General features: G+C 56.7%; 25 protein-coding genes and 1 pseudogene. 18 read left to right on the top strand and 8 right to left on the bottom strand.

Going from position 1 to position 24,732, the window contains the following annotated elements:
• Positions 1–19: 19 nt before the first annotated feature.
• Entirely contained in the window at positions 20–439 is a 420-nt protein-coding gene (locus MME58_RS22225; protein ID WP_054986530.1) for a hypothetical protein, read from the bottom strand.
• A gap of 275 nt (positions 440–714) precedes the next feature.
• Between MME58_RS22225 and MME58_RS22220 the strand changes: the two genes are divergently transcribed.
• The 4 genes and pseudogenes from MME58_RS22220 (at position 715) to MME58_RS22205 (ending at position 3,993) form a co-directional block, all read left to right on the top strand.
• Positions 715–1,641 carry a Gfo/Idh/MocA family protein gene (locus MME58_RS22220; protein ID WP_055004735.1) on the top strand — a complete coding sequence of 309 codons (927 nt, stop codon included), beginning with the start codon at positions 715–717 and terminating at the stop codon, positions 1,639–1,641.
• Positions 1,642–1,715: 74 nt separating this feature from the next.
• Positions 1,716–2,684, top strand: a complete 969-nt coding sequence (locus MME58_RS22215) for an alpha/beta hydrolase (protein WP_055004734.1) — start codon at positions 1,716–1,718, stop codon at positions 2,682–2,684.
• A gap of 232 nt (positions 2,685–2,916) precedes the next feature.
• A complete protein-coding gene (locus MME58_RS22210; protein ID WP_054986645.1) occupies positions 2,917–3,321 on the top strand; it encodes a CesT family type III secretion system chaperone in 405 nt (134 codons plus the stop codon).
• Positions 3,322–3,378: 57 nt separating this feature from the next.
• A pseudogene (locus MME58_RS22205) lies at positions 3,379–3,993 on the top strand (AvrPphF family type III effector).
• A 60-nt stretch (positions 3,994–4,053) separates the two neighbouring features.
• Here MME58_RS22205 and MME58_RS22200 read toward each other — a convergent pair.
• Both MME58_RS22200 and MME58_RS22195 read right to left on the bottom strand, forming a co-directional pair.
• A complete protein-coding gene (locus tag MME58_RS22200; protein ID WP_055004733.1) occupies positions 4,054–4,602 on the bottom strand; it encodes a DsbA family protein in 549 nt (182 codons plus the stop codon).
• A 206-nt stretch (positions 4,603–4,808) separates the two neighbouring features.
• Positions 4,809–5,504: a tRNA (adenine(22)-N(1))-methyltransferase gene (locus tag MME58_RS22195; protein ID WP_282956156.1), complete on the bottom strand. Its 696-nt coding sequence runs from the start codon at positions 5,502–5,504 to the stop codon at positions 4,809–4,811.
• Between the two features lie 164 nt (positions 5,505–5,668).
• Between MME58_RS22195 and MME58_RS22190 the strand changes: the two genes are divergently transcribed.
• The 4 genes from MME58_RS22190 (at position 5,669) to MME58_RS22175 (ending at position 9,119) form a co-directional block, all read left to right on the top strand.
• Entirely contained in the window at positions 5,669–6,052 is a 384-nt protein-coding gene (locus tag MME58_RS22190) for a RidA family protein (RefSeq protein WP_055004731.1), read from the top strand.
• A gap of 83 nt (positions 6,053–6,135) precedes the next feature.
• Positions 6,136–7,125 carry a DKNYY domain-containing protein gene (locus MME58_RS22185; protein WP_082426992.1) on the top strand — a complete coding sequence of 330 codons (990 nt, stop codon included), beginning with the start codon at positions 6,136–6,138 and terminating at the stop codon, positions 7,123–7,125.
• A gap of 49 nt (positions 7,126–7,174) precedes the next feature.
• Positions 7,175–7,798: a glutathione S-transferase family protein gene (locus MME58_RS22180; protein ID WP_055004730.1), complete on the top strand. Its 624-nt coding sequence runs from the start codon at positions 7,175–7,177 to the stop codon at positions 7,796–7,798.
• Between the two features lie 295 nt (positions 7,799–8,093).
• The gene (locus MME58_RS22175) at positions 8,094–9,119 is read left to right on the top strand and encodes a J domain-containing protein (RefSeq protein ID WP_055004728.1); all 1,026 of its coding nucleotides are present in this window, start codon (positions 8,094–8,096) and stop codon (positions 9,117–9,119) included.
• Between the two features lie 80 nt (positions 9,120–9,199).
• Here MME58_RS22175 and MME58_RS22170 read toward each other — a convergent pair whose 3' ends face one another.
• Positions 9,200–10,540, bottom strand: a complete 1,341-nt coding sequence (locus tag MME58_RS22170) for an aminotransferase-like domain-containing protein (RefSeq protein ID WP_055004727.1) — start codon at positions 10,538–10,540, stop codon at positions 9,200–9,202.
• A 172-nt stretch (positions 10,541–10,712) separates the two neighbouring features.
• Here MME58_RS22170 and MME58_RS22165 point away from each other — a divergent pair, with 172 nt between their 5' ends.
• From MME58_RS22165 to hrpB, 5 genes are all read left to right on the top strand, one after another.
• On the top strand, positions 10,713–11,429 hold the full coding sequence (locus tag MME58_RS22165; protein WP_055004726.1) for a serine O-acetyltransferase: 717 nt from the start codon (positions 10,713–10,715) through the stop codon (positions 11,427–11,429).
• 1 nt (position 11,430) lies between these two features.
• Positions 11,431–12,216, top strand: coding sequence for an alanyl-tRNA editing protein (locus tag MME58_RS22160; RefSeq protein WP_122239317.1), 786 nt, complete (start codon positions 11,431–11,433; stop codon positions 12,214–12,216).
• Positions 12,213–13,406 (top strand): MFS transporter, encoded by a 1,194-nt coding sequence (locus tag MME58_RS22155; protein ID WP_055004724.1) that lies wholly within the window; start codon positions 12,213–12,215, stop codon positions 13,404–13,406. Before MME58_RS22160 ends, MME58_RS22155 begins: the two co-directional genes overlap by 4 nt.
• Before the next feature lie 13 nt (positions 13,407–13,419).
• Positions 13,420–14,334 (top strand): pyridoxal-phosphate dependent enzyme, encoded by a 915-nt coding sequence (locus tag MME58_RS22150; RefSeq protein ID WP_055004723.1) that lies wholly within the window; start codon positions 13,420–13,422, stop codon positions 14,332–14,334.
• Between the two features lie 170 nt (positions 14,335–14,504).
• Complete coding sequence (hrpB, locus tag MME58_RS22145) at positions 14,505–17,039, top strand: ATP-dependent helicase HrpB (RefSeq protein WP_055004722.1); 2,535 nt, start codon at positions 14,505–14,507, stop codon at positions 17,037–17,039.
• Between the two features lie 172 nt (positions 17,040–17,211).
• Here the strand turns inward: hrpB and MME58_RS22140 are convergent, their stop codons facing one another.
• The 3 genes from MME58_RS22140 to MME58_RS22130 form a co-directional block, all read right to left on the bottom strand.
• Positions 17,212–17,460, bottom strand: a complete 249-nt coding sequence (locus MME58_RS22140; RefSeq protein WP_055004721.1) for a hypothetical protein — start codon at positions 17,458–17,460, stop codon at positions 17,212–17,214.
• Positions 17,461–17,635: 175 nt separating this feature from the next.
• Positions 17,636–18,778, bottom strand: a complete 1,143-nt coding sequence (locus MME58_RS22135) for an endonuclease/exonuclease/phosphatase family protein (RefSeq protein ID WP_055004720.1) — start codon at positions 18,776–18,778, stop codon at positions 17,636–17,638.
• A 33-nt stretch (positions 18,779–18,811) separates the two neighbouring features.
• Positions 18,812–19,474, bottom strand: coding sequence for a YciC family protein (locus MME58_RS22130; RefSeq protein ID WP_055004719.1), 663 nt, complete (start codon positions 19,472–19,474; stop codon positions 18,812–18,814).
• A gap of 197 nt (positions 19,475–19,671) precedes the next feature.
• Here MME58_RS22130 and MME58_RS22125 point away from each other — a divergent pair, with 197 nt between their 5' ends.
• The 3 genes from MME58_RS22125 to MME58_RS22115 all read left to right on the top strand — a co-directional run bounded on the left by MME58_RS22125 (position 19,672) and on the right by MME58_RS22115 (position 21,749).
• Complete coding sequence (locus tag MME58_RS22125) at positions 19,672–20,370, top strand: DUF2076 domain-containing protein (protein ID WP_055004718.1); 699 nt, start codon at positions 19,672–19,674, stop codon at positions 20,368–20,370.
• A 269-nt stretch (positions 20,371–20,639) separates the two neighbouring features.
• The gene (locus MME58_RS22120; protein ID WP_054984783.1) at positions 20,640–21,116 is read left to right on the top strand and encodes an NYN domain-containing protein; all 477 of its coding nucleotides are present in this window, start codon (positions 20,640–20,642) and stop codon (positions 21,114–21,116) included.
• A gap of 21 nt (positions 21,117–21,137) precedes the next feature.
• Entirely contained in the window at positions 21,138–21,749 is a 612-nt protein-coding gene (locus tag MME58_RS22115; protein ID WP_170286825.1) for a 3'-5' exonuclease, read from the top strand.
• 4 nt (positions 21,750–21,753) lie between these two features.
• On the opposite strand, the gene MME58_RS22110 is transcribed toward MME58_RS22115, so the two are convergent.
• Entirely contained in the window at positions 21,754–22,221 is a 468-nt protein-coding gene (locus tag MME58_RS22110) for an Lrp/AsnC family transcriptional regulator (RefSeq protein ID WP_054984785.1), read from the bottom strand.
• A gap of 165 nt (positions 22,222–22,386) precedes the next feature.
• On the opposite strand from MME58_RS22110, the gene yedA reads away from it, so the two are divergent.
• Together yedA and MME58_RS22100 are read left to right on the top strand one after the other, a co-directional pair.
• The gene (yedA, locus tag MME58_RS22105) at positions 22,387–23,301 is read left to right on the top strand and encodes a drug/metabolite exporter YedA (protein ID WP_055004717.1); all 915 of its coding nucleotides are present in this window, start codon (positions 22,387–22,389) and stop codon (positions 23,299–23,301) included.
• A 62-nt stretch (positions 23,302–23,363) separates the two neighbouring features.
• Positions 23,364–24,692, top strand: a complete 1,329-nt coding sequence (locus MME58_RS22100) for an RNA helicase RhlE1 (RefSeq protein ID WP_054984787.1) — start codon at positions 23,364–23,366, stop codon at positions 24,690–24,692.
• Positions 24,693–24,732: the final 40 nt, after the last annotated feature.

Below are 24,732 nucleotides of genomic sequence, written 5' to 3'. Positions count from 1 at the left end.
TCCTTGAACCGTGTCCATATCAGGCTGCCGGGACCAGCCCCAGTGCTGCCAGTTGTTCCACACTGCCTTTGTGCTGGATCAGGCGTGGGTCGTTCAACGGCAGGGAACGACCCAGCTCGGTTTCAATGATGGCTTGCAGCTTGGTGTTGTCGACGCTGCCATCAGCCTTGAGCGCTTTTTGCAGCTTTTGCGGATCAATCTGCGCGTGCTCGCCAGGAGCGTAATAAATCGCGCCCGTCGCGAAGTCCACTGCAAACGCAATGACGCCGGGAACGATATAGAACAGCAGTGCAAACGCATCCAGCGCGGCAATGGCCGGATCAACCTTGCCATCAATCTGGCCACGACGGTCAGGGTAGAAAATACTGCCGCAGGCGGAAATCTGGGTCAGCAACGTGGCGACCAGAACGCCACCAATCAAGCGAGAAGGAATGCGCATGGAAAGCTCCTGAGATGAAGAGGGCAACTATACAAGGCAATGGCTGCAAGGCTAAGACTATTGAGTGATGGGGTGGTTCTGCGTCCGTGAAGTTAAACCAAATGGGATGCAGAGCACTCTGAACTGCAGAGTCGCAGGGGGCTGGGCGGGCGCTGAAGATTATCGAATGTGAGATCGGCCAGGAAAACAGCTCTATCGCCAATGCCTCTTACCGACCACGATTAACATCTGGTTTACTGTGCCGCACGATAACTACAAAAACTCAGGAGTCATGTATGCAACCGATTCGTCTCGGTCTGGTGGGCTACGGCAAGATTGCCCAGGATCAGCACGTTCCCGCGATCCACGCCAATCCCGCGTTTGAGCTGGTGGCCGTGGCTACGCAGGGGCGGCCGTGCGCCGGGGTAGAGAATTTCAAATCCCTTGGCGAACTGCTTGCGAGCGGGCTGAAGGTCGATGCGATTGCGTTCTGTACGCCCCCGCAAGGTCGGTTTGCCCTGGTGCAAGAGGCGTTGGCGGCCGGTAAACACGTGCTGGTCGAGAAACCGCCGTGTGCGACGCTTGGTGAGGCGATGGCGTTGGTGGAGCAAGTGTCGGAGCAGGGCGTCAGCGGTCTGTTCGCCTGGCATTCGCGCTACGCGCAGGGTATCGAAGCGGCGCGTGACTGGCTGTCTACCCGCACCCTGCAGAGCGTTCGGATCGACTGGAAAGAAGACGTGCGCAAGTGGCATCCAGGCCAGGCGTGGATCTGGCAGCCCGGTGGCCTTGGTGTCTTCGATCCGGGCATCAATGCTTTGTCGATCGTGACCCATCTGCTGCCACGGCCATTGTTTATCGAGTCTGCCGAGTTGCGCGTGCCGAGCAATTGCCAGTCACCTATTGCCGCGTCGATCAAAATGTCCGACACGCGCCAACTGGACATCCGCGCCGAGTTCGATTTCGACCATGGCCACGATGAACTCTGGAGCATCGAGATTCGTTGCGCCGAAGGCACCTTGCGCCTGGACAACGGTGGCGCACTATTGAGTATCGACGGTGTGCGTCAGGCGGTATCGGAGGAGGGCGAGTACGCAGCGGTGTATCGGCACTTTCAGCAACTGATCGGTGGCAACGCCAGCGACCTGGACTTGCAACCGCTACGGCTGGTCGCAGACAGTTTTTTTGTCGGCAGTCGAGCGTCTGTTGAACCGTTCCATGACTAATAGTCTCTCAGGTATCAGGTGGGGCGAGCGTTTTGCCGTCCCCCACATACGTCGGCCTGACAAGAGAGCAGAAATTGGACATTGAAAAGCGTTGGCCTGCCAGTGAACAAGAGTTGGTGGAAGTACGACGGTTCAATAAAACCCTCGCGCGGATGCCGCGTTTCCAGATCCGCAACCGCATTACACCCCGGCTGATTCAGGCTTTATTGCGCGCCGCTCAGATTGGTAGCGCTTTCAAGCCGGGAGGGCATGGCCTTCATATCGAAAAAAGGACGGTCAGCCCGGATAACGTGCCTGTACCTGTGCGCATCATCAGGCCCAGAGGCAAACCCAAGGGCGTGGTGTTCGATATTCACGGTGGCGGATGGGTGATCGGCAACGCTCAGATGAACGATGACCTCAACGTAGGAATGGTTAACGCCTGCAACGTGGCGGTCGTTTCGGTCGATTACCGACTTGCGGTAACGACTCCCATTGAAGGCCTGATGGAGGATTGTTTTTCTGCCGCTTGCTGGCTTTTGGGGGACTGCGAAGAGTTTGCCGGTCTTCCCGTTATCGTCGTTGGCGAATCGGCCGGTGGGCACCTCGCTGCCGCGACCCTGTTGAAGCTGAAAACCAGACCAGAGTTGCTTGGGCGTGTAGCGGGCACGGTCCTGTACTACGGCGTTTACGACCTGACGGGGACGAAAAGCGTCCGTACGGCTGGCCCTGACACGCTCGTTCTGGACGGGCCGGGCATGGTCGGTGCCATGCGTTCGCTTACCCCCGACAGAAGCGACGACAAACGTCGCGAGCCACCACTGTCACCCTTGTATGGCGATTTGACCGGCCTTCCGCCCGCACTGATGTTCGTCGGAGAGATCGACCCGCTGCTGGATGACACACTGCAAATGGCCGAGCGCTGGGCCAACTCGGCAGAGGTCGAAATGCACCTCATGCCCGAGTCGCCCCATGGCTTCATCCACTTCCCGACCGCGTTGGCGCGCAAGGCTCTGGCGCGCAGCCGCGAGTGGATCAATGAACGGATCGAGGCGGTGGGTTAGGCGAATAGCCTGGCCCCGCACGGGGCCACACTGAACGCTATCGTTTCGAACCTGCCAGACATTCCTTGCCATAGCTCTAATGGCATGGAGCCCCTTTCACCCACGCATGGCCCTAATGGAACGCCCTGTTGCCCGACGGCGAGATCGGGAAGGTTCGGTGGCAGCAGAAGATTATGAAACCAGACGGTTATTTTTGACCACGCAATGCTGTGATTTCTACGCGGACGCTCTAGTGAAAAACGCATTTGACCTTTTAATTGACCGCCTGGCGAAAGATTACAAGATGCCTGAACTTCCTGTTAAGCAACACGAGCATGAAGTTTATTGTTTTGACTTCAAGGAAGTGTCGATAAAAATTTATCAGGACGCCTTCAAATGGGTGTATTTCTTATCCGATATTGGGGTTGTCGACACCCTGGACAGCCACACTTGCCAGCGCCTCCTTAGGCTTAACGAATTCAACCTCAGCACACCATTTTTTACCGTAGGCCTGACGGAAAAAAATGGCGGAGTCGTGCACACGCGAATCCCTTTTCCTCATCTTGATAACGTAGAAATGCGCCGCGTTGTCGAAGCGTTATTGAATGTGTCGGGCGAAGTAAAAAAACCTTTGGGTTTGTCTGATAGCCCGGTCTGAGCAGCCATTGATTCTGGCTTGGAACGTTGTATCTCAATCCATCTGGAGAACGTTTAAATGGGCAATCTCTGCAGTAAGGGGGGCGTCGGTCGAACCTACAGCCCTCCGGCAAGTCCCGTGTATGGATCGGGCGGAAGCTCACCCCCGCGGTTCGTTGGGCAATACACGCTGACCTCCATTCGCCAATTGTCCAGCCAAGAGAGGGAAAAATTTCTCGACGCGCATGATCCTGTGAGGGTTTACGACTTAAACCGGGAAACGCCAGTTTATCGCACGACTCCGAGAGAATTCGTGTGCAATGGATATGCAGCCGGGAACCCAAATTCAGGTGCTATCATCGCACTTCATGAATAATTACAAGAAAGCCCATATGCCCAGCATATTGGAGCGAGGCCTGATCAGGCGGATGCCTACAGGCCTCGGATAGCACATGCATCCTCTTTGAATACGCCGTCCTTGAATGTCATGACAGGTCCGGGCGCGCTCGGGGCTCTCAGGCGTTACGCACGTTCCGATCATGTAACCACTGAAATGAGACTGGGCGACTTTTTGGATCAAGGAGGCAAGGTGTACAGTGACAACTCTGCGATGAGCGCAGGGGGTGACAGGGTAGAGGCTCTGATTGTGACATTGCCTGAAGGTCGTACGGTGCCGGTCAATATCCTCGATTAGTGCATTTTCATGTTCCAGTCAGGCCGCGCAGTGTGCGGCCTGACTGCATTCCGGAACGCATCAGCTTGCTTGGGCAATTTCCGACACCCACTTCGATACTGGGTCGCCACTGCTCAAGCCCGGCTGCACAAGACCGTCGATCATGAAGGTCGGCGAGACGTGTATGCCGTTCTGGCGAGCATATTTGGCGTGCCATTTTACGGCCTGTTCAAGCTCGGGATCGGCGAATGCCGCCGCCAACGCGAGGCCGCTGTAACGCTCGATGCGCGCGATGATGTCGTTGGGCGTCGCGTCCATATTCGGGCCGCTGGCGTGGTGTTCAAACTCGAACTCTTCACGGTGCGATGCTACTGCCGTCATGACAGCCTTGGCGCTTTGCTTGCCGTCCTCAAGGGTCGCAGCCGCCAGAATGCAGCGCACGATGACACCCGAAAACATGTGCCATGGCTGGGATTGCAGACGAATTTTGACGGTAATCCTGTCTTCTCCTGACTGAGCCAGCAGCTCATCGAGCTTGAAGAAGGCCTTGACCGAAAAAGGGCAGGTTGGCTCAAGGAAGACTTCGAACAGGCGAGGCCCGTGGCCCCAGGAAAGTGCGTCTGAGTGCATGGTCGTATTGCTCCCGTCGAGGGTTATGCAGAAGGCGCGGGGCGCACAGGCACAAGAAGTGTTCTCCCGAACCTCTCTCGTCCTCATGCTCCGCGTCACGTATTGGAGCGTTGCGCCTGATTCAGGCTGTACCAGAGCAGGCACCTTTAAAGCCTGAACTGCGGATCATGCGGGTTTGAGAGCAGGTTCGGGCATGAGTTCGATTTTCAGGCCAGCAACGCGTTAATCCACCGGACCTGTTGTGCAACCTCCTGCAATTTCTCTTCGCTCACGGCTTTCTGCGCACGTTCGAAATTACTCAGCGTTTTTTGTTTTTTGCCTGACAAGCGCTGCCACTTCAGCAGAAACGCCGGGCTGCGCGCCTGCATCTGAAGCGGGCCGAAATACAGTTCCTCGGCGGTGTACTCCACGGGGCCCGTGTGCTCGGCAACGATGATTTCGTAGTCGAAACGATTTTCCCGCAGCACTTCTTCGCTGACGATGCGGTAATCATGTTCCATAAGCCAGAGACGCAACGGCTGCTCGCCGCCGTTGGGTTGCAGGATCAAGCGTTCCTGACCGCTCAGGCGCGCCTTGCCCGCTTCAAGGATGTCGCGAATCGTCTCGCCGCCCATGCCGCAGAGACTGATCGCCGTGATCGCGTCTTGCACTTCTATCGCTGCCAGACCATCGGCCAGGCGCACGCTGATCTGATCCTCCAGATCGTTCTCGCGCACGGTGCGCTCGGCTGCGCAGAACGGTGTCAACGCGACTTCGCCAGCCACTGCCGACGCAATGACGCCACGGTTCAGCAGCGCCACCGGCAGATAGCCGTGGTCCGAGCCGATATCGGCCAGCCGTGCACCGTGTGGCACATACGTCGCCACACGCTCAAGGCGCATGGACAATCTCTGTTCGTTCAACGGTAACCCCTTTCACCACGAGCGTCCGGCAGCATGGCCGGGTCCGGGCGCGATTCTGTAGAGCAACGCGGCGCATTTCAACTTTGCGTGACAAAGCCCACCGCTCGACCCCTACCGGACGCTCGCGTAGGCTTGGTGTTTTCCATCCTCAAAGCAGATATCCCATGGCGAACGCAGACATCACCTTCACCCCGGATCCCGATCCGGAATCCATCTCCTCGGACGTCGCCGACTTCAACGGTGTGCTGGTCAGCACCCAAATCCCCACTCGTCCCGATGGCAGCCTGGAGCTGGGCGGCATCACCGAGCAGAGCGAATGCACCCTGCGAGCCCTGAAAGACGCACTCGAACGCGCCGGCAGCTCGATGGACCGGGTCATGCACCTGACCATCTACCTGACCGACATGGCTGATCGCGCCGCATTCAATGATGTGTACAAACGCTTCTTCAGACAACCGTGGCCCGTGCGCGCAGCAGTGGGCGTGGCGGCGTTGGCGGTTGAAGGGATGCGGGTTGAAGTGACGGCGATGGCGGCCAAGGCGGGCTGAATGCAGTCGCTTCATAACATGCTTGTCATGAATAATGAGGCTAAGCACGTCTGTCAGCCTCCAGCAGCACTAAACATAAGGAGATGTATGTGAGACCGGGTCGTAGACTGTTGATGATCGCGGGAGGGCTGGCCGTGCTGGGTTTTGTTGGACATGCCGTATATGAAGCTCTGCCCGGTGATATGGGTAATGATCATATCAATGTCGTATGCGAGGAGGTTGTTAGCGGGCGCTTCAACGGAGACGGGACCATTGATGATTCAAAAAAGAAGACACGAAAGTGTTCTTCGGCTCTTCGTGCTCTTTCTGCCCATTACGTGGTGCTTGACGACGACGTCTATTGGATGAACCAGGTACGTTATAAAGAGAAACCCTGCATTACTGGTGCCGGTGATGCGTCAGGAGCGATTAGTAATTTTTCGTTTTCATGCCTGTTATCAAAACAAGGTCAGATCAACTCGATCGAGACGCGCGAGCTTAACTTAGTGGCACATTACTCGCCTGCCTTCAAGCCGCTGGAGGGTAGCCTTCAGGGGATTGCTGACTGGCAGACTGATCAGCTTGCCTATTACGCCAAAGATGATATTTCTGTTTACTATGGGGGGCGAAAGATAAAGGGCGCAGATCCACATATGTTCTCGGTGGTTTTTCCCTTGGGTGATGACAAGAAGTGGCGCAGTATTAGTGTCTCTATGAGCGGCAACGAGATGTTCGTCGGCGGTTTGAGTATTGGCGACATTGATTTATACGATTTTCGTCCGTTGATCCCTGTTGATTGTCCTGAACACGGCCTTTCTGAATGTGCGGGGCATAGAGAGTTAGAAGATTTTTTAAAGTATGATAATTGGGGCCAAGGCCTGCTGGGGCTGGTAGGCAATGATCTCGTCTTTCTGCATACCTCTGGCGCTGAACGATTTTCTGATATGGCGTCTTCCGACACATTTATGTTCGCGACCAGCAAGAAAATCTATGTTTACACCAAAGCGAAATTTTATGAACTCAGCGGTGAGTGTTCATTTAACAAAAAACTGGTGCCGATGGACGTGAGTGACTTTACAACTAATCGTTGGTGATTCGATTTTTGCGATGGCGGCCAAGGCGGGCTGACCATAAGGAGATGGAATGCTACAGATACTGGGCAAAGCCTCATCAATCAATGTCCGCAAAGTGCTCTGGACCTGTGCAGAGTTGGAAATCCCGTTCGAACGGCAGGACTGGGGCTCTGGTTTCAGGGAAACGAACACGCCTGAATTCATGGCACGCAACCCTAATGCGGTGGTTCCAGTCATTGAGGATGATGATTTCGTTCTGTGGGAGTCGAACACGATCATCAGGTACCTGGCGAACCGCGAAAACGCCGTGCATCTCTATCCAGCCGACGCGATAGCCAGAGCCCGAGTGGATCAATGGATCGACTGGCAGGCCACAGACCTCAACAAATCCTGGGGTTATGCCTTCATGTCGCTGGTCAGGCACAGCGTCGCCCATCAAGACCCTGACGCGCTTGCTGCCGGATGCCGTCAATGGAACAGACACATGGAGATCCTGGATCGACAGCTTGATGCCACCGGGGCGTATGTAAGCGGCAGCGAGTTTTCGCTGGCAGACATCCCGATAGGCCTTTCAGTAAATCGCTGGTTTGAAACCCCGTTAAGTCATCCGGACTTCCCGGCAGTGAAGGCCTATTACGAACGACTGAGCGAGCGCCCCGGCTACCGCTTGCATGGCCGAAACGGAACGCCGTGAGCCCTGCGCTTGAGAGCTCAGCGTTATGCATAAGTTTGCTTTGGCGGACTCACATTGAGCATAAATCTTCGGCGGTCATGAGGGTCTCTTCGTGAGCAATGCGGATCGCCGCCCCGGTCATACAGGGTGTCAGTACTCCGGCTGATGCTGCTGCGGTTTTAGCCCCACTTTCCGGACTCGTCAGGACTTTTTGTATAACCCTGAGCGCTTGAGCCCTGCATCGAATATTGACTCGCCCGTGGAACCGGATCCCGTTGCTTGCCACCAAGACGACAATGAGTTCCCGGGAAAGCATATGATCAACCTCACCAGCATTGCATCCTCGTTGGCGCGTGTAGCGCTCAGCGATTCGGCAAAGCCAACGATAGACCGCGCGATGAACGTCGTTAGCCATATCGCTGGCAAAGTGGCGTTGCAGGTCAATAGCTCATTGCTGGAGCAGAAAGGCCGGCTCAACGAGCGTCAGCAGAAAGGCCTCGCGGTAATCCTGGACGCATTGCGCGGCAAGGAACCGGTGACCAATGTCGAGACGCACGAAGGCGGAGGCCGATTCAATCTGGCACGAGCTGCCTTCGACGTAGCCAGCGTTGTCTGGGAGCGCGACAAGTCGATGCATAACGTGATGAGCTTTTTGGGCGTCAGCGACAGCCAGGGCAAGACGTTGTTCTCTCTGGGCAAGAAGCTGGCCGACGCGATGGCCAAGCCTGAACCCGCGCAGGGCAAGGACAACTGTGAGGCGCACCATGCGTTCTTCTCCAGCAACCTGAAGCTGAACAAACTGATGAACGACATCGCTGACCAGCTGATCAACGAGATTCGTCAGTCGAACAGCGATCGCGTGCGACGACCCACACCGGGCCCATCCTGGAGACCTGAAAGCGCTCAACAGCAAGCACGTCCGGAAACGCCTCCACGCACTCGCCCCCAGGCCAACAGCGCGCCGCCACCACCACCGAAAGCAAAGCCCAATGCAGGCGCTGAGCGGCCGTCAACGCAACGGCCCCACGACACACCAGCCGCTGACGCTTCCGCGAAGGTGAGCGATTCCGCCCCCGCCAAGTCACCCGTCAAGCCGCTGTACGAGCACCTGGGCCTCTCGGACATGACGGCAGACCTCTCCGCAGTCAAAACGGCTTACAAGAAAGCCGCGTTGAAGAACCATCCTGATAAAAACGCGGGCAACGTGGAGGAGGCGACTGAGCGTTTCAAAGTGATTTCAAATGCGTTCAGGATTTTGTCCGATCCGCAATTGCGCAAGGATTATGACAATGGACTTATTGATGAGAAAGGCGACAAGGTTACGCCTGATTCTCCAGCGTAAGGTACGCTTGCGGCTGCGCTATATCAGCAGCGGGCACCTTGCGTAAGCAGACCAGATAACTAAACGCTGCTCTTCGTCGATCACACAGAAAAGTGTTCTTCTATCGCCTCGGAAAAATGTGTGCAGTTGATTCGCGCAAAACGCTGGTAGTCGCGCGACACCGAGAACGCCGAGCCTGGCATCAGCAGGATCTTGTGTTGTTCAAGTTTCTTCATGAAGGGCTCCAGGTTAGGGATGTCCGGGTGATAGGCCCAGATGAACATGCCGCCCTGTGGCGCTATGTCGAACTGCCATCCTCTTGCACGCAAGGCGCGCTGAGTCTGGACCTGTTGACTGATCAGCCTTTGCTGAACATCCTGCATGTGCCGTGCGTAGGTACCATCTGCCAGAATGGTGTTGACGAACCGTTCGCAAAACGCTGGAACGGCGACGCACGTCAACAGCTTCAGGCGGGTCAGGGGTTCTATGAGTTCTTGCGAGCAGGCGATATAGCCCACGCGTAGCGAGGCGGAGAGGCACTTGGAAAAGCTGCCGATGTAAATCACCCGATCCAGATTGTCCAGTTCCGCAAACGTCTGGCGGACAGTAGGGCTGAAGTCGCCATAGACATCATCCTCGACCACAAAGAACTCGTGCTCTACAGCAAGGCGCAAAACCTTGAAAGCGTTGTGCGGGCTGATGTTACTGCCGGTTGGGTTGTGAAAAGTGCTATTGCAAAAGAACGCTTTGACGGTGTGTTTGGCCAAGTAGCTTTCCATCTCAGCGATATCTGGCCCGTCCTGAGTCCTCCTCACGCCAACAACGTGTCCGCCTGCCAACTGGATCAACCTGATCAGGTTTCCATTGCCCGGCTCGTCTACGAATACATGATCGCCCGGCTTGATCAGCAGTCTGGCGACCAGATCCAGCCCCTGTGTCGCCCCGAGAGTGCTAAGAACCTGACTCGGTCGAATATCGATACGGGTCAGCCGCTTCATGTGCACGCACAGCTGTTTGCGCATGGGCAGATACCCCGAGATGTCACCGTACTCGGCCAGCGAACTCTGCTCCAGCCGCGCCGTGCGCCGAATGGCCTTGGCCAGCAATTCGGTGTCTCGCCATGCCGGTGGCAGCCAGCCACATCCCAGCTTGGTGTAGTGCGGTCCGGCTTGCAGAAGCCTGAACAGCGGGTCGGCGCTCATGCACGCCGGTTCGCGCGGATTCACCGATTGCGACGCACTGCTGGTTACAAAGTAACCACGTCCTGGAGACGCCGAGAGCAGCCCCTCGCTCACCAGACGCGCGTACGCCGACACCGCATCGTGATAGCTGGCCTCAGACGTCGAGGCCAGTTTTCTGATTGAAGGCATGCGTTGCCCGGCAAGCCACTCGCCTGATTCAAGGCGTTGTTTCAGGGAGTTATAGAGGGCATTGAGGCTCATGAGGGTATCGGCAAGCTGATAGAAAAAACACCCTAACAGTTAATCGGAAAGCCTGTCGACTGTGTGCCTGCGGACTGTGAGCAAATGCCAAAATCCGTCCGTCGGCTTCAAAAGGGCCGGTAAAAATGACCCCTTAAAGTCACCGGAAACCAGAAAACTGGATATCGAGACAATGCCACATTTTGACATACAGTCAGCAATCACTTCCACGTGTTCTGCTGCATACGATCAGGAGTCATTTCAGCTAGTTAGGAACCTTGTCATCGCCGCATTGCTTGAGTGCTGCTCGGTCGATGAATTTAACAAATTGAAAGATACACCCCTCATTGAAAGCGTTAGCGATCAGGCTCATGAAGATTTACTCATTTTCGCGAACAAAGACCCTGCTGCGGGCTCCGATCCTTTGTTTATTGCAAAGACTTATACATCGTATGCCGCCGTAATGCATTACCGTCTTGCGCATCGTGTGCATCTCACTACAACTAAAAACTGTAATTCCCGCGAGCAATCACTCGCCGCTATTATTTCCAGAAGGGGGAAAATTCTTTCTGGTGCTGAAATTCATTTTCGTAGTTGCATTGGTGCCCGGCTTATCATCGATCATGGTTTCGGCACAGTAGTTGGTGAAACCTCAATCATTGGCGATGATTGTTATATTCTCGGTGGCGTTACATTGGGTGCTCGGGGTATTGGCAGTAATTTCGCCGTGCCGCGTCATCCCAGAATTGGTAATCGCGTGCAGATCGGTGCATTTTCGAGTGTGTTAGGCCCTGTGTCTGTGGGTGATGACGTTTTCATAGGGCCCGGTTGTATCGTGACCAAAGACGTTCCGTCCGGTGCTCGGGTACAGGTCAAGACCTCGTTACAGGTGGTATTGGAAAATGAATAATATGGCTATGGATTACGGCGTGCTGCGCAATACGGAAAAGCTGTACTACAAAGATAAGTATTTAATGTCCGCAAGTACCAAGGTCACACGAGTACATTCTGAGGCCATTGAGTTGGACAGGACAGTGGCTTACCCCGAAGGGGGTGGTCAGGAGGCAGACGTTGGCACTATCGAACTGTGCATCGGTGTTGTACGATTCGTTTGGGTTAAGAAGCTCTACGGCACGCCGATTCGCTTAGAGGGTTTTAAAGGGGGAAAGGTAGGCGGAATTATCCTCCATATGATCCATCCAGACGATCTTTACTTGCTGGATAAAATCGATGAGGGTATGACTGCTCAAGTTAAAATCGATATTTTGCGTCGTGAGCGACTGACCCTTTCACACAGTGCCAGCCATTTTTTGTATGCCGCAGCGACGAGCCTTCGAGTAGGTCTTGAACAGTGGACGACAGGTTGCCATATTAAAGAAAAGTCGGCACGATTTGACTTTCTTGTAGATGAGCCTCTTAGCGCTGACGATGTCGCTGAAATAGAGCTGCGAGCAAATGAGTTGATTGTCCGCAATGAGTTGATCGAGAGTCACTCAGTCCAAGGTCTTGAGGACGCACGCATGTGGGTCTACCAAGACATCGAAATCCCCTGCGGCGGTACTCACCTAGACACTCCCCAAGCAATAGGGTACTTGAGCGTTCGTCGGAAGCGGCTAGGCAAAGGTAAAGAACGACTTATTTGTGAGTTTCCTGACGCGGTAATTGACTTGTCCCTCTATCATGAGAACATCTTATGATAAGTAGTCTTCCCCGATGTACATACCTATATTTCAGCGCACAATCTGTCAATCTAACTACAGCAGTGATGTCAGTGACTATGGCAGCCATCGTGGGTTCGGCGCTCACGCCCGACGCCAGGTTTTCAACATTGCCATATGGGTTCCAGTTTTTGTTTCTGATGCTAGCGACATACCCTGCCTCAAAATTGATGAGCCGGATCGGCAGAAAAAAAGCCTTCATGTTGGCCTCCATCCCGCTGGCGTTCTCCGGTATTAGTGGCTTTTGGGCAGTTAACAACCAGCATTTTTCAATGTTGGTGGTCAGTCATTCTGCGCTCGGAATTTACATCGCGTTTGCCAACTTCAACCGTTTTGCTGCAACCGATAATCTAGATCAAAAGCTAAAGCCCAAAGCTCTCTCGCTTGTCGTGGCAGGAGGGGTCGTTGCCGCTGTAGTCGGGCCTGCACTTATTGAGTTGCTAAGGGATCTGGGTGGATATCCTCTGTTTTCTTTGTGCTACGCGTCATTTATTGGACTGGCAGCACTTTCGTTATCTATTGCCGCTTTTTTACCTAGCGATTCCGTAATGCCTGCAATGATAAAACCAAATGGAAGGCCTGCCAAAGAACACGCCCATTCAATTACCCCGTCGTTAATGGTCGCGATGGCTGTCGCAGCAGTAGGCTATGCGATTATGAATTTGCTAATGATTCAGGCTTCTATGCATATGAAGCATATGCATCAGGATTTCTCGGATGTTCGCCTTGCGATTCAGTGGCATGTGATTGCGATGTTCGCCCCCTCTTTTTTTACAGGCGCGATAATCCAGAAACTCGGTGTAAAAATTACCATCTGCTTCGGATTGGTCATGTTGATTGGTTGCGCAGCTATAAACATGCTTTCAAGTAGTTATGGGTTAATGATCGCTTCACTGATTGTTCTTGGTCTGGGCTGGAATCTGACTTATGTCGGAGGGGGAGCTTTGCTGGCCCATGCTCTAAATAATAATCCTAGGTCCATTCAGCTTCAGGGGAAAAATGATCTTGTTATTGCTGTTTTTGCAACAATTGGTGCCTTTACTCCCTCGATTCTTATGAGTAGTGTGGGGTGGTTTGGTTCCAATGCCATATGCATAGCGCTGTCCATAATGTTGTTAGCGGTGACTGTCAGCTTGCTGAGTCTAAAGCTGCAACCGGATTATTCATGAAGGGAAGCAGCAAGTGAGCAAGCTCATCAGAACATGTGATCGAATTTTTACCAAACTGGAGATGAACAATCCTGGGGGTAGTCATAAATATCGTGCCGCAAGTTTTATCATTAAAAACGCACTGCACAGCGGCAAAATCATCCCCGGTATAACGACTGTGATTGAAAAGACCGGTGGCAATTTTGGATTCGGTTTGATCTCCGCTTGCCACAAGCACGGTGTTCCGGTTGAGTTGGCAGTAGGCCTTGGTTTCAGCCAAATTAAGAGAGATCTACTTGAGTGCTTTGGCGCTAAACTGATTGGCAAGGAGATGTTGGTTGCTGGTGCATCGCCGAAAGAGGTTGTCACCTATCATTTGAAGCACCAATCCGAAATGGGCAAGTCTTACTATTACACTGACCAATTTAACAATGAGGTCGGGATTGAAGCCCACCGGTACCAGACTGCCCCTGAGCTCGCATGCCAGCTTGCGGAGGTTGGTGTTGGCGAGCGATTGTTGTTCATCGGCTGCGCGGGTACAGGTGCAAGCTTTACCGGTATAACCTTGGGCCTGAAGGACTACGGCTTTGACGTTTCGACTGTATTCGTTGACCCTTCCGGCTGCGACTCTAAAGAAGGTGTTTTTTTGGATCATCGTCTTGAAGGCATGGCGGTTGGTGTCTGTCCGCCTTTTCTGGACTGGTCTTTAGTGAACGCTCGAAGCCATGTAGAACATGCTGAGATGCTAGCTGCACAGCGATGGTTCTATATGCAAAGTGGCACTTTCGTTGGTAATACCTCCGCTGCTTGTCTGTCAATTGCTCGGAGTTTGGCCAGGCGTCCTGAGTATTCTGATACAACTCTGGTAACCATTGCCTACGACGCAGGGCTTTGGTATCCAGATTTGCAAAAAAACTGTGAGGCTGACCGCTGCTTGACTGCACCGTAGCTGATGCTCAATGAGTCCGATTGAATTACAGTGCATTGGCTCGTGTAGGCGGGACGTTAACAGGAATCTGTCATTCGCCCGCTTTTGTTTTTTACTTTCCCGTTAGCGGGCTACTCGCTCCCCCAGAAACCCCACCCCGGTATACTCCCCGCATCTCTCCGGGAGCCCCCATGATCTCGTTACCCATCGATGCCGTCCTGCCAGCACTGCGCCAGGCCCTGACCACGCGCCATGAAGCCGTACTCGAAGCACCTCCCGGCGCGGGCAAGACCACGCGTGTGCCGCTCGCGCTGCTTGAGGAAACCTGGCTGGCCGGGCAGACCATTCTGATGCTGGAGCCTCGGCGACTGGCGGCAAGAGCAGCCGCCGAACGATTGGCCAGTGAGCTGGGCGAGAAGGTCGGCGAGACGGTGGGTTATCGGATTCGTCTGGAAAGTCGCGTCGGTCCGAAGACGCGTATTGAAGTGGTGACTGAGGGGATTCTCACGCGTCGCTTGCAGGACGACCCTGCGCTGGAAGGTGTGGGGCTGCTGATTTTCGATGAGTTTCACGAGCGCAGTCTGGACGCCGATCTGGCATTGGCCCTTAGCCTCAATGGTCGTGAGCTGTTTCGTGACGATCAGCCGCTGAAGATTCTGCTGATGTCGGCCACGCTGGAAGGCGAGCGGCTGGCGGCGTTGCTGGACGATGCGCCGGTAGTGCGCAGCGACGGGCGGATGTTTCCGGTGACGATGCAGTGGGGGCGTCCTTTTCAGCCGGGTGAATTCATCGAGCCGCGTGTCGTGCAGACGATACTGGATGCGCTGGGCAGCGAGTCCGGCAGCCTGCTGGTGTTTCTGCCGGGGCAGGCCGAGATTCGTCGGGTCAACCAGCAACTGGCAGGAGCGCTGGGCGAACGCGCCGACATTCTGCTTTGCCCCTTGCATGGTGAGCTTGATCTCAATGCGCAACGCGCCGCCATCGAGCCTGCCCCCAAAGGCACGCGCAAGGTGGTGCTGGCGACCAATATTGCGGAAACCAGCCTGACCATCGACGGCGTGCGTGTGGTGATCGATGCCGGTTTGGCGCGGGTGCCGCGTTTCGATCCGGGCAGCGGCATGACGCGTCTGGAAACCCAGCGTATCTCCCGTGCCAGCGCCACCCAGCGTGCCGGACGTGCAGGGCGGCTGGAGCCGGGTGTGTGTTACCGGCTGTGGTCAGAAGCGCAACACGATCAACTGGCCGCCTACGGCGCGGCAGAAATTCTTCAGGCGGACCTTGCCGGGCTTGCGCTGCAACTGGCGCGCTGGGGTGTCACACCTGCGCAACTGGTCTGGCTCGATGTACCGCCAGCGGCGGCTTATGCACAGGCGCAGGATTTGCTGGTGCGGCTTGAGACGCTGAGCAATCAGCCGGGCCAACCGCCAGCGCTGACGCCCCACGGTCAGGCGATGGCCGAGCTGCCCGCCCATCCGCGCATCGCGCACCTGCTGCTGCGCGGTCATGCATTGGGCTTGGGCGAACTGGCGTGTGACGTGGCCGCACTGTTGGGCGAGCGCGATATTCTGCGCGGCGGTGGTGCCGATCTGCACAGCCGCCTGACCTTGCTGGCGGGCACCGAGCGTGCTGCGCGTGGCGCACAGGGCGGCGTGCAGCGAGCTAAACAGCTAGCACGGCAATATCGCGGATACCTCCGCGGCACCGCGAAAAGCCTGGTCAGCGATCCCGATCACTCTCGCTGGTTGGGCGCTCTACTGGCGCTGGCCTACCCGGATCGCGTGGCACAGCAACGTCGCCCGGGTGGTGCTGAATATCGCTTGGCCAATGGTCGCGCGGCGCTTTTCGCCGAGGCTGATGCGCTGATGAAACAGCCATGGCTGGTCATCGCGGATTTAGGCAGCCGTCAGGGGCAGCGTGAGGAGCGGATTTACCTCGCTGCCGAATTCGATCCAGCGCTGTTCGACTCTGTGCTGGCCGAGCAGGTCATCACCGTGGACGAAATTGACTGGGATGAGCGCGAAGGCGTGTTCCGCGCAGAACGGCAGCGCAAAGCGGGCGAGCTTATTATCAGCCGCGAACCGCTGATCGGCCTCGATGACGCAGCCCGCAGCCAGGCATTGCTGGCGCTGGTGCGTCGTAAAGGCCTGGAACTGCTGCCGTGGACGCCCGAACTGCGCCAGTGGCAGGCGCGTATCGCGCTGCTACGCAACCTGGACATCGACAAAAGCGCAGCAAGCGAATGGCCCGACATGAGTGACGCGCAACTGCTGGCGACACTCGAAAACTGGCTGATGCCCTACCTGGGCAAAGTCACCCGGCTCAGCCATTTCAGCCAGCTCGACCTGTCCTCCATCCTGCGCAACCTCCTGCCGTGGCCAATGCCGCAACAGTTGGAGGCGCAGGCACCCCAGGCTATTCACGTGCCGTCAGGCTCGAACATCCGTATCGACTATTCAGAGCACCCGCCGATTCTGTCGGTCAGGCTGCAAGAATTGTTTGGGCTGTCCGACACACCACGCATCGCCAATGGACGGCAGGTGCTGAAACTGCACTTGCTGTCCCCGGCACGCCGCCCTGTGCAGGTGACGCAGGATCTGGCTAATTTCTGGCGATCTACCTATCTCGATGTGAAGAAGGACTTGAAGGGGCGCTATCCCAAGCATTACTGGCCGGATGATCCGCTGGTGGCGGAGGCTACTGCGCGGGTGAAACCGAGGGGGACTTGAAGTCGGGGAGCATTCGGCAGGTTGTCGGTGGGCTTAAGAGGAGGGCGATTGATGCTGTCTTAGAGGCCTGCCGTTCAACGCGTCCGGTCTGGAACACCTGATCAGCTATTGCGTAACCAACGCAACAGACCCAGAGAGCGCCAGGGCGCAAAGCCCTGGCAGGCAGCAGGTGTCACTTTTTCTTTTTAGCCGGTTTTTCAACCTTGTCTGATTTCTTGGCCTTTTCTGGCTTGCTATCAGCTTTTTTGGCAGCTTTCTTTGGCTCGGCGTCTTTTTTCTTGTCTTTCTTTTCGGAAGACTTGGAAAGCGTCGAGGCCGCTTCAGATTTCTTTGCCGGTGATGCCTTCTTGTCTTTCAGATCCTTACTGGCTTTCGAGGCTTCGCCTTTGCTTTTCTTGTCGTCTTTAGCCACGTTGATCATCCTTTGGGGTATGCCGGTATTGGCACATAGCCTGTGGAAGTATCCACAGGCTAATGATTAGGCGAGCGCGTCCAGAAACGGTTCCCACTATTTTGATCATATCGGCCGTGAAGGACGCCATTCGGAAGTTGGGTGGCTAGCCAGAATATTGAAACCTGAATGCCGCTTTGCCCCTTCAAGGCAAAACCGGCAACAAAAACCGGCCGATCACCGGCAGGTGATCGGAGATCAACAACGTGTCATCCCTACGCACCCGCGCACTGACCCGTTTCAGGCTCGGGCTGTAGAACAGATAATCCACGGTCCGGTCCGGCCCGTTGATGCGGCTGTCGTTGGGGAAGTGCGTCAGCCATTTGCTGCGATCGATACCGCTGGATTCGGCGTTGTTGGGGATCATCGGGTATTTTTCCCACAGCTCGTGCAGTTCGCTGTCGGCGGCGTAGCCCAGGCGCTGTTGCTCAGGAAGGCGCTGGTATTGGCCGAGGGGCAGCAGGTTGAAGTCGCCGCCAATCAGCCAGGGCGTGCCGCCGCCTTCCAGCTTGTCCAGTAGCGTTTCAGTGGCCGCGACCTGTTTTTGTGCGGTGTCGCTGGCGTGTCTGGCGGTGGTCAGGCTGGTGTTGATGACCGCCAGCCTCCCGCCGTCACGCAGGGGCAGGTAGCTGACCAGCAAGGCATCCCTTGGCTGGAACTGACGGCTGATGATGTTGGCGTCGGGCACCGGCAGTTGCACGCGTTCGGCACTGTCGATGTGGAAGCGGCTGAGGGTCGCCAGTTTTCTGCCGACGCTGCCCCAGATATGCGGGTTGGGTACAAATTCTGCCTTCCAGTAGAACGCCTGCGTGCTGCACGGATACAGATCGGCTACACGTTCCTTGATCAATGCCAGTTGGTCCTCGTAATCGGAGTTCTTGGCTCCGTCGTCGACCCCTTGAAGCAACACGATATCCGGCTGTTCGTCACGGATGACCCGCGCCATCTCATCCAGGTTGTAGGCTAGGTCTTCATGCGTCGGGCGCTCGTCCGGACCGCTGCCGTCGGCCATGTCATACCAGAACACATAGCGTTTGCCCGCCAGGTACTGGATGTTCCAGGTTATGACTTTCAGGGCCTGTCCGGGCACCAGCGTGGGGGCCTGGACCGCAGGATTGCAGCTGGCCGGGAGTAACTCATGGGCTGGCGGACGCCAGGTCAGTTGGTAAACCATTACCAGCAGGATGGCGACCAGCAGCAGGGCGTACAGGCCCAGGCGTAGCAGTAAGCGGGACATCGGCTCGACTTGGAGCGCCTGGCGCTCAGTGAGGGATTCGGCACTGAGCATACCGAATCGGTGCGCCTGACGTCAGCCCTCGGTTCAGGCCCGGTGCGCGGGCTCGTTGATCAGCATGAACAGACGGAACGTCACGATGGTGGTGAACAGTTGCAGGAAGCTGCCGATGCTGTCGGTGATCACGGAAACCGCTGCGCTTTGCGGTTCCGGAAACAGGTACAGGCTGGCACCCTCGAGCAGCCACAGCGGAATGTATACGCTCAGCACGCACACCAGAATGCGCGTGAAGTGTCCGGTGGTCATCAGCATGCTTTCGCGCATGGCCATGAACGGTGTGAGTTTGCGCAGGACCAGCAGGTATTCGCAGAACGCCAGTTTGATCATCACCCACAGGCCGGGTATCACGAACAGGGAAAGGCCGAACATGATCAGCAGGGTGCTCATTGCCGAGAGCACCGCGAAAGTGGGCCACAAGCGCAGTGCCATGGCCAACAGGTCGCGCGTGTAAACCTCTTCGCCACGGCTGCGTGCGTCGAGGAACAGGATCAATGCCGCCGTGTAGATCGGGTAGAAAAACAGCCCGATGACCAGTTCGTAGGCCGGCGAAGCCTCGGCGGACATGGCGTTGCTCAACGCTTGTTTGGCCAGCACTTCGAGGACCACGACAGGCAGGCACAGCAGCAGAATGCTGCCCAGATTGCGCCGAAAGAAATAAAGCGAATCCTGGATGACGGTCAACGGGTTCATGTAGATAGATCGCAGGCTAAAAGCAGGCGCACACTTTAGCCCATGGCCTTGGTCGAACCAAGCACAGCGGTGTCGGCCTCACATCTTCTTATCTTTTTCTTCATGTCATTGAAGCGCGTTGATGAGGCCCCATTTTCTGAGCATGGTCCTGCCATTGCGGCGGGGAAGAGTTCCAGTGGCAACTCAGTGAGGTGGTCATGAACAGCGAAGAGCAAACCCTGATCGATGGTCTTTTCTCGAAACTGAAAGACGCTGAAACGGCATCCGCCCCGCGAGATGCTGCGGCCGAGGCGCGCATCAAGGAGCATCTGGCCCGTCAGCCCGCCGCGCCGTATTACATGACGCAAGCGATTCTGGTCCAGGAGGCTGCGGTCAATCAGCTCAATCAACAGGTCAAGCAGCGCGACGAGCAGATTCAGCAGTTGCAGGAAGAGCTGCAGCAGGCCAAGGGGCAATCCTCAGCAGCGCCGGCCAGTGGTGGTTTTTTGTCGAGCATCTTTGGAAGCAGCGCCTCGCGTGCGCCGCAGCCGAGCCAGCCGTCCAGTGGCGGCTGGCGTGACGGCGCCGGTTTCAACCCGGCACCGGCGCCCGCGGCGTCACAGGGCGGTTACGCTGCACCTGCCCCGGCCGCAGGCAGCGGCTTTCTTGGCGGTGCGCTGAAGACGGCGGCCGGTGTAGCGGGCGGCGTGTTGCTGGCAGAGGGCATCAGCAGCATGTTCAGCCATCACAGCCAGCCGCAGGAGATCGTCGAGGTCATTCATGACGCGCCACCGGTTCAGGACACCGGCTCGTTCAATGATCAGGGCGGTTGGGGACAGCCGGATCAGCAGTACACGGCTGACGACAACTTCGACGATGGCGGCGACATGTTTTCGGACGATGATTCGTTTGTGTGAGCACGCAGTGGTCGCTCCTCATGCTCCAGAACAGACAACTATCGTTCCGCACGCTCCAGCGTGGAATGCCCTGGGTGGCGCCCCGCGTCACAGGTCTGCGCCGCGCCGCCTGTTCAAGATCGGACGCGGAGCGTCCAGAAATGCATGCGACGCCGAGCGTCGTACGATAGTTGAAGCTCAATTCCGTTCTCAAGCTGGCATACTGGGCGCCGATTCACATTCCGGATCGCTGTAACCAGTGGGCGTGTTGCCCGCCATGAGGAATTGCGGTGAAGAAGATCGCGGTGTTCGCCGACGTGCAGAACCTGTATTACACCGTGCGCCAGGCGCACGGTTGTCATTTCAATTACGCCGCCTTGTGGGCGGATATCAGCAAGCGTGGTGAGATTGTTCACGCGTTTGCGTACGCCATCGATCGTGGCGACAGCAAGCAACAGCAGTTTCAGCAGATCCTGCGCAATCTGGGCTTTACCGTCAGGCTGAAGCCGTATATCCAGCGCAGCGACGGTTCGGCCAAAGGCGACTGGGATGTCGGCATCACCATCGATATCATGGACTTCGCGCCGCAAGTGGACGAAGTTGTGCTGGCGTCCGGTGATGGCGATTTCGACATGTTGCTCGAGCGTGTGATCAGCAAGCACGGCGTTGAGGCAGTGGCCTATGGCGTGCCTGGCCTGACGGCGAACTCTTTGATCCGCGCAGCCAGTCGTTACGTGCCTATTGAAGGCACGTTGTTGTTGAAATGAATTTACAGGGTCAGGCCAGTGTTGGAACGTATTGCAGTCATCGACTTTGAAACCACCGGCATCTCCCCCGGCCACAGCTGCCGGGCGACCGAGATTGCGGTGGTCATCATGGAGCAGGGCCGTATCGTCGAGCGTTTTCAGAGCCTGATGAATGCCGGCGTGCGTATTCCGGCGTTCATCGAAGGGCTGACCGGCATCAGCAACAACATGATTCGTACCGCGCCCAGTGCAGAGCGGGTAATGGGCGATGTGGCGGATTTCGTGGGTTCGACGCCGCTGGTCGCGCATAACGCCTCGTTCGACCAGAAGTTCTGGGATTACGAGCTGTCGCGTATTCAGCGCACGCGCGAACAGAGTTTTGCCTGTTCACTGTTGCTGGCCCGACGCCTGATGCCCGGCGCACCGAACCACAAGCTCGGCACGCTGACCCGCTATGCACGCCTGCCCGACACAGGCAAGGCTCACCGGGCGATGGCCGATGCGGAAATGGCCGCCAACCTCACCGTGCACCTGACCAATGAACTGCGTCAGACCCACGGCATCTCTGCCATTTCCCACCAGATGCTGTGCTCACTGCAGAAAGTCCCGGCCGCGAAGATCAGCGAAACGCTGAAGCGTCAGCGCGGCTGTTGAACTGTCAGTGCTCCTGCTTGCCGTTGCCGATCAGGTAATCGGCCGGCAGACTGCGCTCCACGGCTGTCGACAGCACGATGGACGTTTTACTGAAGCCGAACTTGGCAATCCGGTTGATCAAATCCTCCAGGTGCGGCATTGAATCGACCGCTGCCCTCATGATCACGCACGGGTCTCCCGTCACGCGATAGCACTGGATCAGCTCCGGGACCTGCCACAGATCCTTGTAGGCCTGCTGATTGCCATGGCTGCCCATGCGCAGCTCGATGAGGCATTGAATCGGCAAACCGACTTTTGACAGGTCGACTTTCGCCTCGTAACCGGTGATCACGCCGCTTGCCTCCAGCTTGGCAACCCGTTCGGCCACGGCGGGGGCGGACAGGTTGACGAGTTTCGCCAGCTGCGCAAAAGACGCACGGCCATTTTTCAGCAGCTCATCGAGCAGAATCCGATCGTATTTATCCAGCGTCATGGCGTTCCTCGTGTAGCGCGACAGATTTTTTAAATAAAAGGCCGGCAGGGCTTATAAGCGTTTAATCATAGGTTTTTAGCGGATTTAAACAGGTTTGTCTGCTTAATATCCGGTTGTAGCCTTCATACAATAGGCTAACCATAACAATGATCCCAGAGCCTTGCCATGCCTCAATCCGTTCGTGTTTCGCCGTTACTCATCGGTGCTTTTCTGGCCTTGTACCTGATTTGGGGCTCTACCTATCTTGTGATCCGCATTGGCGTGGAATCGTGGCCGCCGCTGATGATGGCGGGTGTGCGATTTCTGATCGCCGGGTTTCTGATGTACGGATTTTTGCGCTATCGCGGTGTACCTGCACCGACCTGGAGCGAGTGGAAAGCGGCGTTTGTCATCGGCTTTCTGCTGCTGGCATGCGGTAATGGCGGTGTCACCCTGGCCGAGCACGCAGGCGTTGCATCGGGGGTCGCAGCGCTGGCGGTGGCGACCATGCCGCTGTTTACCTTGCTGTTCGGTCTGTTCTGGGGCAATCGCACGACGAATCTGGAGTGCGCGGGCATTGTGCTGGGCCTGATCGGCATCGGCCTGCTGAACCTGGGTTCCAATCTGCAAGCCAGCCCCTACGGCGCGGCGCTGGTGGTTTTTGCTGCTGCAGCATGGGCGTTTGGCTCGGTGTTGAGTAAGCATTTGCCGTTGCCGAAAGGACCGATGGCGAGTGCTGCGGAAATGATCACTGCCGGCGCAACACTGCTGATCGGCAGCGCCTTGAGTGGCGAGCGGCTGGCGCATATGCCGACGGCGGCGGGCTGGGGCGCGCTGCTGTATCTGGTGGTGTTCGGCTCTATCGTCGCATTCAGTGCCTACATGTACCTGCTCAAGAACGTTCGCCCGGCGGCTGCCACCAGCTACGCCTACGTCAACCCGGCCGTGGCAGTGATGCTCGGTGTGGTGTTCGCTGGCGAAACGATTGGTGCCGAAGAGTGCATGGCCATGGTGGTGATTATCAGCGCCGTCGTGCTGATTGGCCTGCCGCAATGGCGCAGGTCGCCGCTACGACAGGTCGGATCGACGCGCACAAGCTAACCGAGGCGGGCCGGACAGGTTAAACTGCGCGCCTTGCGTTGAATCTTTCCTACGGTATTTCCATGACATTCGCCTCTCTCGGCCTGATCGAACCCTTGCTGCGCGCCCTTGAAGCGCTCGGTTACCAGACTCCGACGCCTGTACAGACCCAGGCAATTCCTCCGGTACTGGCGGGCCGCGATCTGATGGCAGCTGCGCAGACCGGCACCGGCAAAACTGCAGGTTTTGCATTGCCGCTGTTGCAACGGCTGACCATGGAAGGCCCGAAAGTTGCACCTAACTCGATTCGCGCACTGGTTCTGGCACCAACCCGCGAGCTGGCCGATCAGGTTCACGAAAGCATTCGCCAGTACGCCGAGCACCTGCCGTTGAGCACTTACGCAGCCTACGGTGGCGTGAGCATCAACCCGCAGATGATGAAGTTGCGCAAGGGCGTGGACGTGCTGGTTGCGACTCCCGGTCGCTTGCTCGATCTGCATCGCCAGAATGCGGTCAGGTTCTCCCAGTTGCAGACCCTGATCCTCGATGAAGCAGACCGTATGCTCGATCTGGGCTTTGCCGAGGAGTTGCGCGGTATCTACGCCGTGCTTCCCAAACAGCGTCAGACCTTGTTGTTCTCGGCGACCTTTTCCGACGAGATTCGTCTGCTGGCTGCGCAGATGCTGAATGATCCGCTGACCATCGAAGTCAGCCCGCGCAACGTGGCGGCGTCGTCGGTCAAGCAATGGGTCGTGACCGTGGACAAGAAACGCAAGGCTGATCTGTTCATCCATCTGATGAAAAAGCATCGCTGGGGTCAGGTACTGGTGTTCGCCAAGACCCGGGTCGGCGTTGATCAACTGGTGGATCGCTTGCAGGCACTGGGCATGAATGCCGACGGCATTCACGGCGACAAGCCGCAAGCTACCCGCCAGCGTGCGCTGGACCGCTTCAAGAGCAACGAAGTGAAGATTCTGGTTGCGACCGACGTGGCGGCACGCGGTCTGGACATCGATGATCTGCCGACCGTGGTCAACCTGGACCTGCCGATTGTGGCCGAGGATTACATCCACCGTATCGGCCGCACCGGTCGTGCGGGGCTGACGGGCGAGGCGATTTCACTGGTGTGTGCCGATGAAGTCGAGCTGCTGTCGGCCATTGAGGTGCTGACCCGCCAGACCCTGGAACGCAAGGAAGAGCAAGACTTCGAGCCGGAGCATCGCGTACCGAGTACGGATGCCAGCGGCCAGATACTGAAAAAGCCCAAGAAACCGAAGAAACCCAAGGTATCGGGCAGCAAGCGCAACCTGGGCAAGTGGGTCGACAGCGGCGAGTCCGAGCCTGCGCCAGCGGTCAAACCAGTACGCAAGGTCCCGGTCTTCAACACCGGGCCGCGCAAGAAGAAGCCTTGAGGCGAAGTGCGCTTTCAGAGGCGGACGTGGTGAGTGTAAG

Origin of the sequence: Pseudomonas syringae pv. tagetis (genome assembly GCF_022557255.1) — a bacterium.
Taxonomy (GTDB): domain Bacteria; phylum Pseudomonadota; class Gammaproteobacteria; order Pseudomonadales; family Pseudomonadaceae; genus Aquipseudomonas; species Aquipseudomonas caricapapayae.
The sequence above is the reverse complement of the archived record's forward strand: the minus strand, read 5'-3'. Positions and strand labels throughout refer to the sequence as shown.

Coding starts and splice junctions, on each gene's coding strand:
- MME58_RS22130 (WP_055004719.1), bottom strand. CDS start 19,474: ATGAACCCGTTGACCGTCATCCAGGATTCGCTTTATTTCTTTCGGCGC.
- MME58_RS22100 (WP_054984787.1), top strand. CDS start 23,364: ATGACATTCGCCTCTCTCGGCCTGATCGAACCCTTGCTGCGCGCCCTT.
- yedA (WP_055004717.1), top strand. CDS start 22,387: ATGCCTCAATCCGTTCGTGTTTCGCCGTTACTCATCGGTGCTTTTCTG.
- MME58_RS22110 (WP_054984785.1), bottom strand. CDS start 22,221: ATGACGCTGGATAAATACGATCGGATTCTGCTCGATGAGCTGCTGAAA.
- MME58_RS22180 (WP_055004730.1), top strand. CDS start 7,175: ATGCTACAGATACTGGGCAAAGCCTCATCAATCAATGTCCGCAAAGTG.
- MME58_RS22125 (WP_055004718.1), top strand. CDS start 19,672: ATGAACAGCGAAGAGCAAACCCTGATCGATGGTCTTTTCTCGAAACTG.
- MME58_RS22200 (WP_055004733.1), bottom strand. CDS start 4,602: ATGCACTCAGACGCACTTTCCTGGGGCCACGGGCCTCGCCTGTTCGAA.
- MME58_RS22160 (WP_122239317.1), top strand. CDS start 11,431: ATGGCTATGGATTACGGCGTGCTGCGCAATACGGAAAAGCTGTACTAC.
- MME58_RS22175 (WP_055004728.1), top strand. CDS start 8,094: ATGATCAACCTCACCAGCATTGCATCCTCGTTGGCGCGTGTAGCGCTC.
- MME58_RS22135 (WP_055004720.1), bottom strand. CDS start 18,778: ATGCTCAGTGCCGAATCCCTCACTGAGCGCCAGGCGCTCCAAGTCGAG.
- hrpB (WP_055004722.1), top strand. CDS start 14,505: ATGATCTCGTTACCCATCGATGCCGTCCTGCCAGCACTGCGCCAGGCC.
- MME58_RS22155 (WP_055004724.1), top strand. CDS start 12,213: ATGATAAGTAGTCTTCCCCGATGTACATACCTATATTTCAGCGCACAA.
- MME58_RS22140 (WP_055004721.1), bottom strand. CDS start 17,460: ATGATCAACGTGGCTAAAGACGACAAGAAAAGCAAAGGCGAAGCCTCG.
- MME58_RS22225 (WP_054986530.1), bottom strand. CDS start 439: ATGCGCATTCCTTCTCGCTTGATTGGTGGCGTTCTGGTCGCCACGTTG.
- MME58_RS22185 (WP_082426992.1), top strand. CDS start 6,136: ATGTATGTGAGACCGGGTCGTAGACTGTTGATGATCGCGGGAGGGCTG.
- MME58_RS22170 (WP_055004727.1), bottom strand. CDS start 10,540: ATGAGCCTCAATGCCCTCTATAACTCCCTGAAACAACGCCTTGAATCA.
- MME58_RS22190 (WP_055004731.1), top strand. CDS start 5,669: ATGGCGAACGCAGACATCACCTTCACCCCGGATCCCGATCCGGAATCC.
- MME58_RS22220 (WP_055004735.1), top strand. CDS start 715: ATGCAACCGATTCGTCTCGGTCTGGTGGGCTACGGCAAGATTGCCCAG.
- MME58_RS22165 (WP_055004726.1), top strand. CDS start 10,713: ATGCCACATTTTGACATACAGTCAGCAATCACTTCCACGTGTTCTGCT.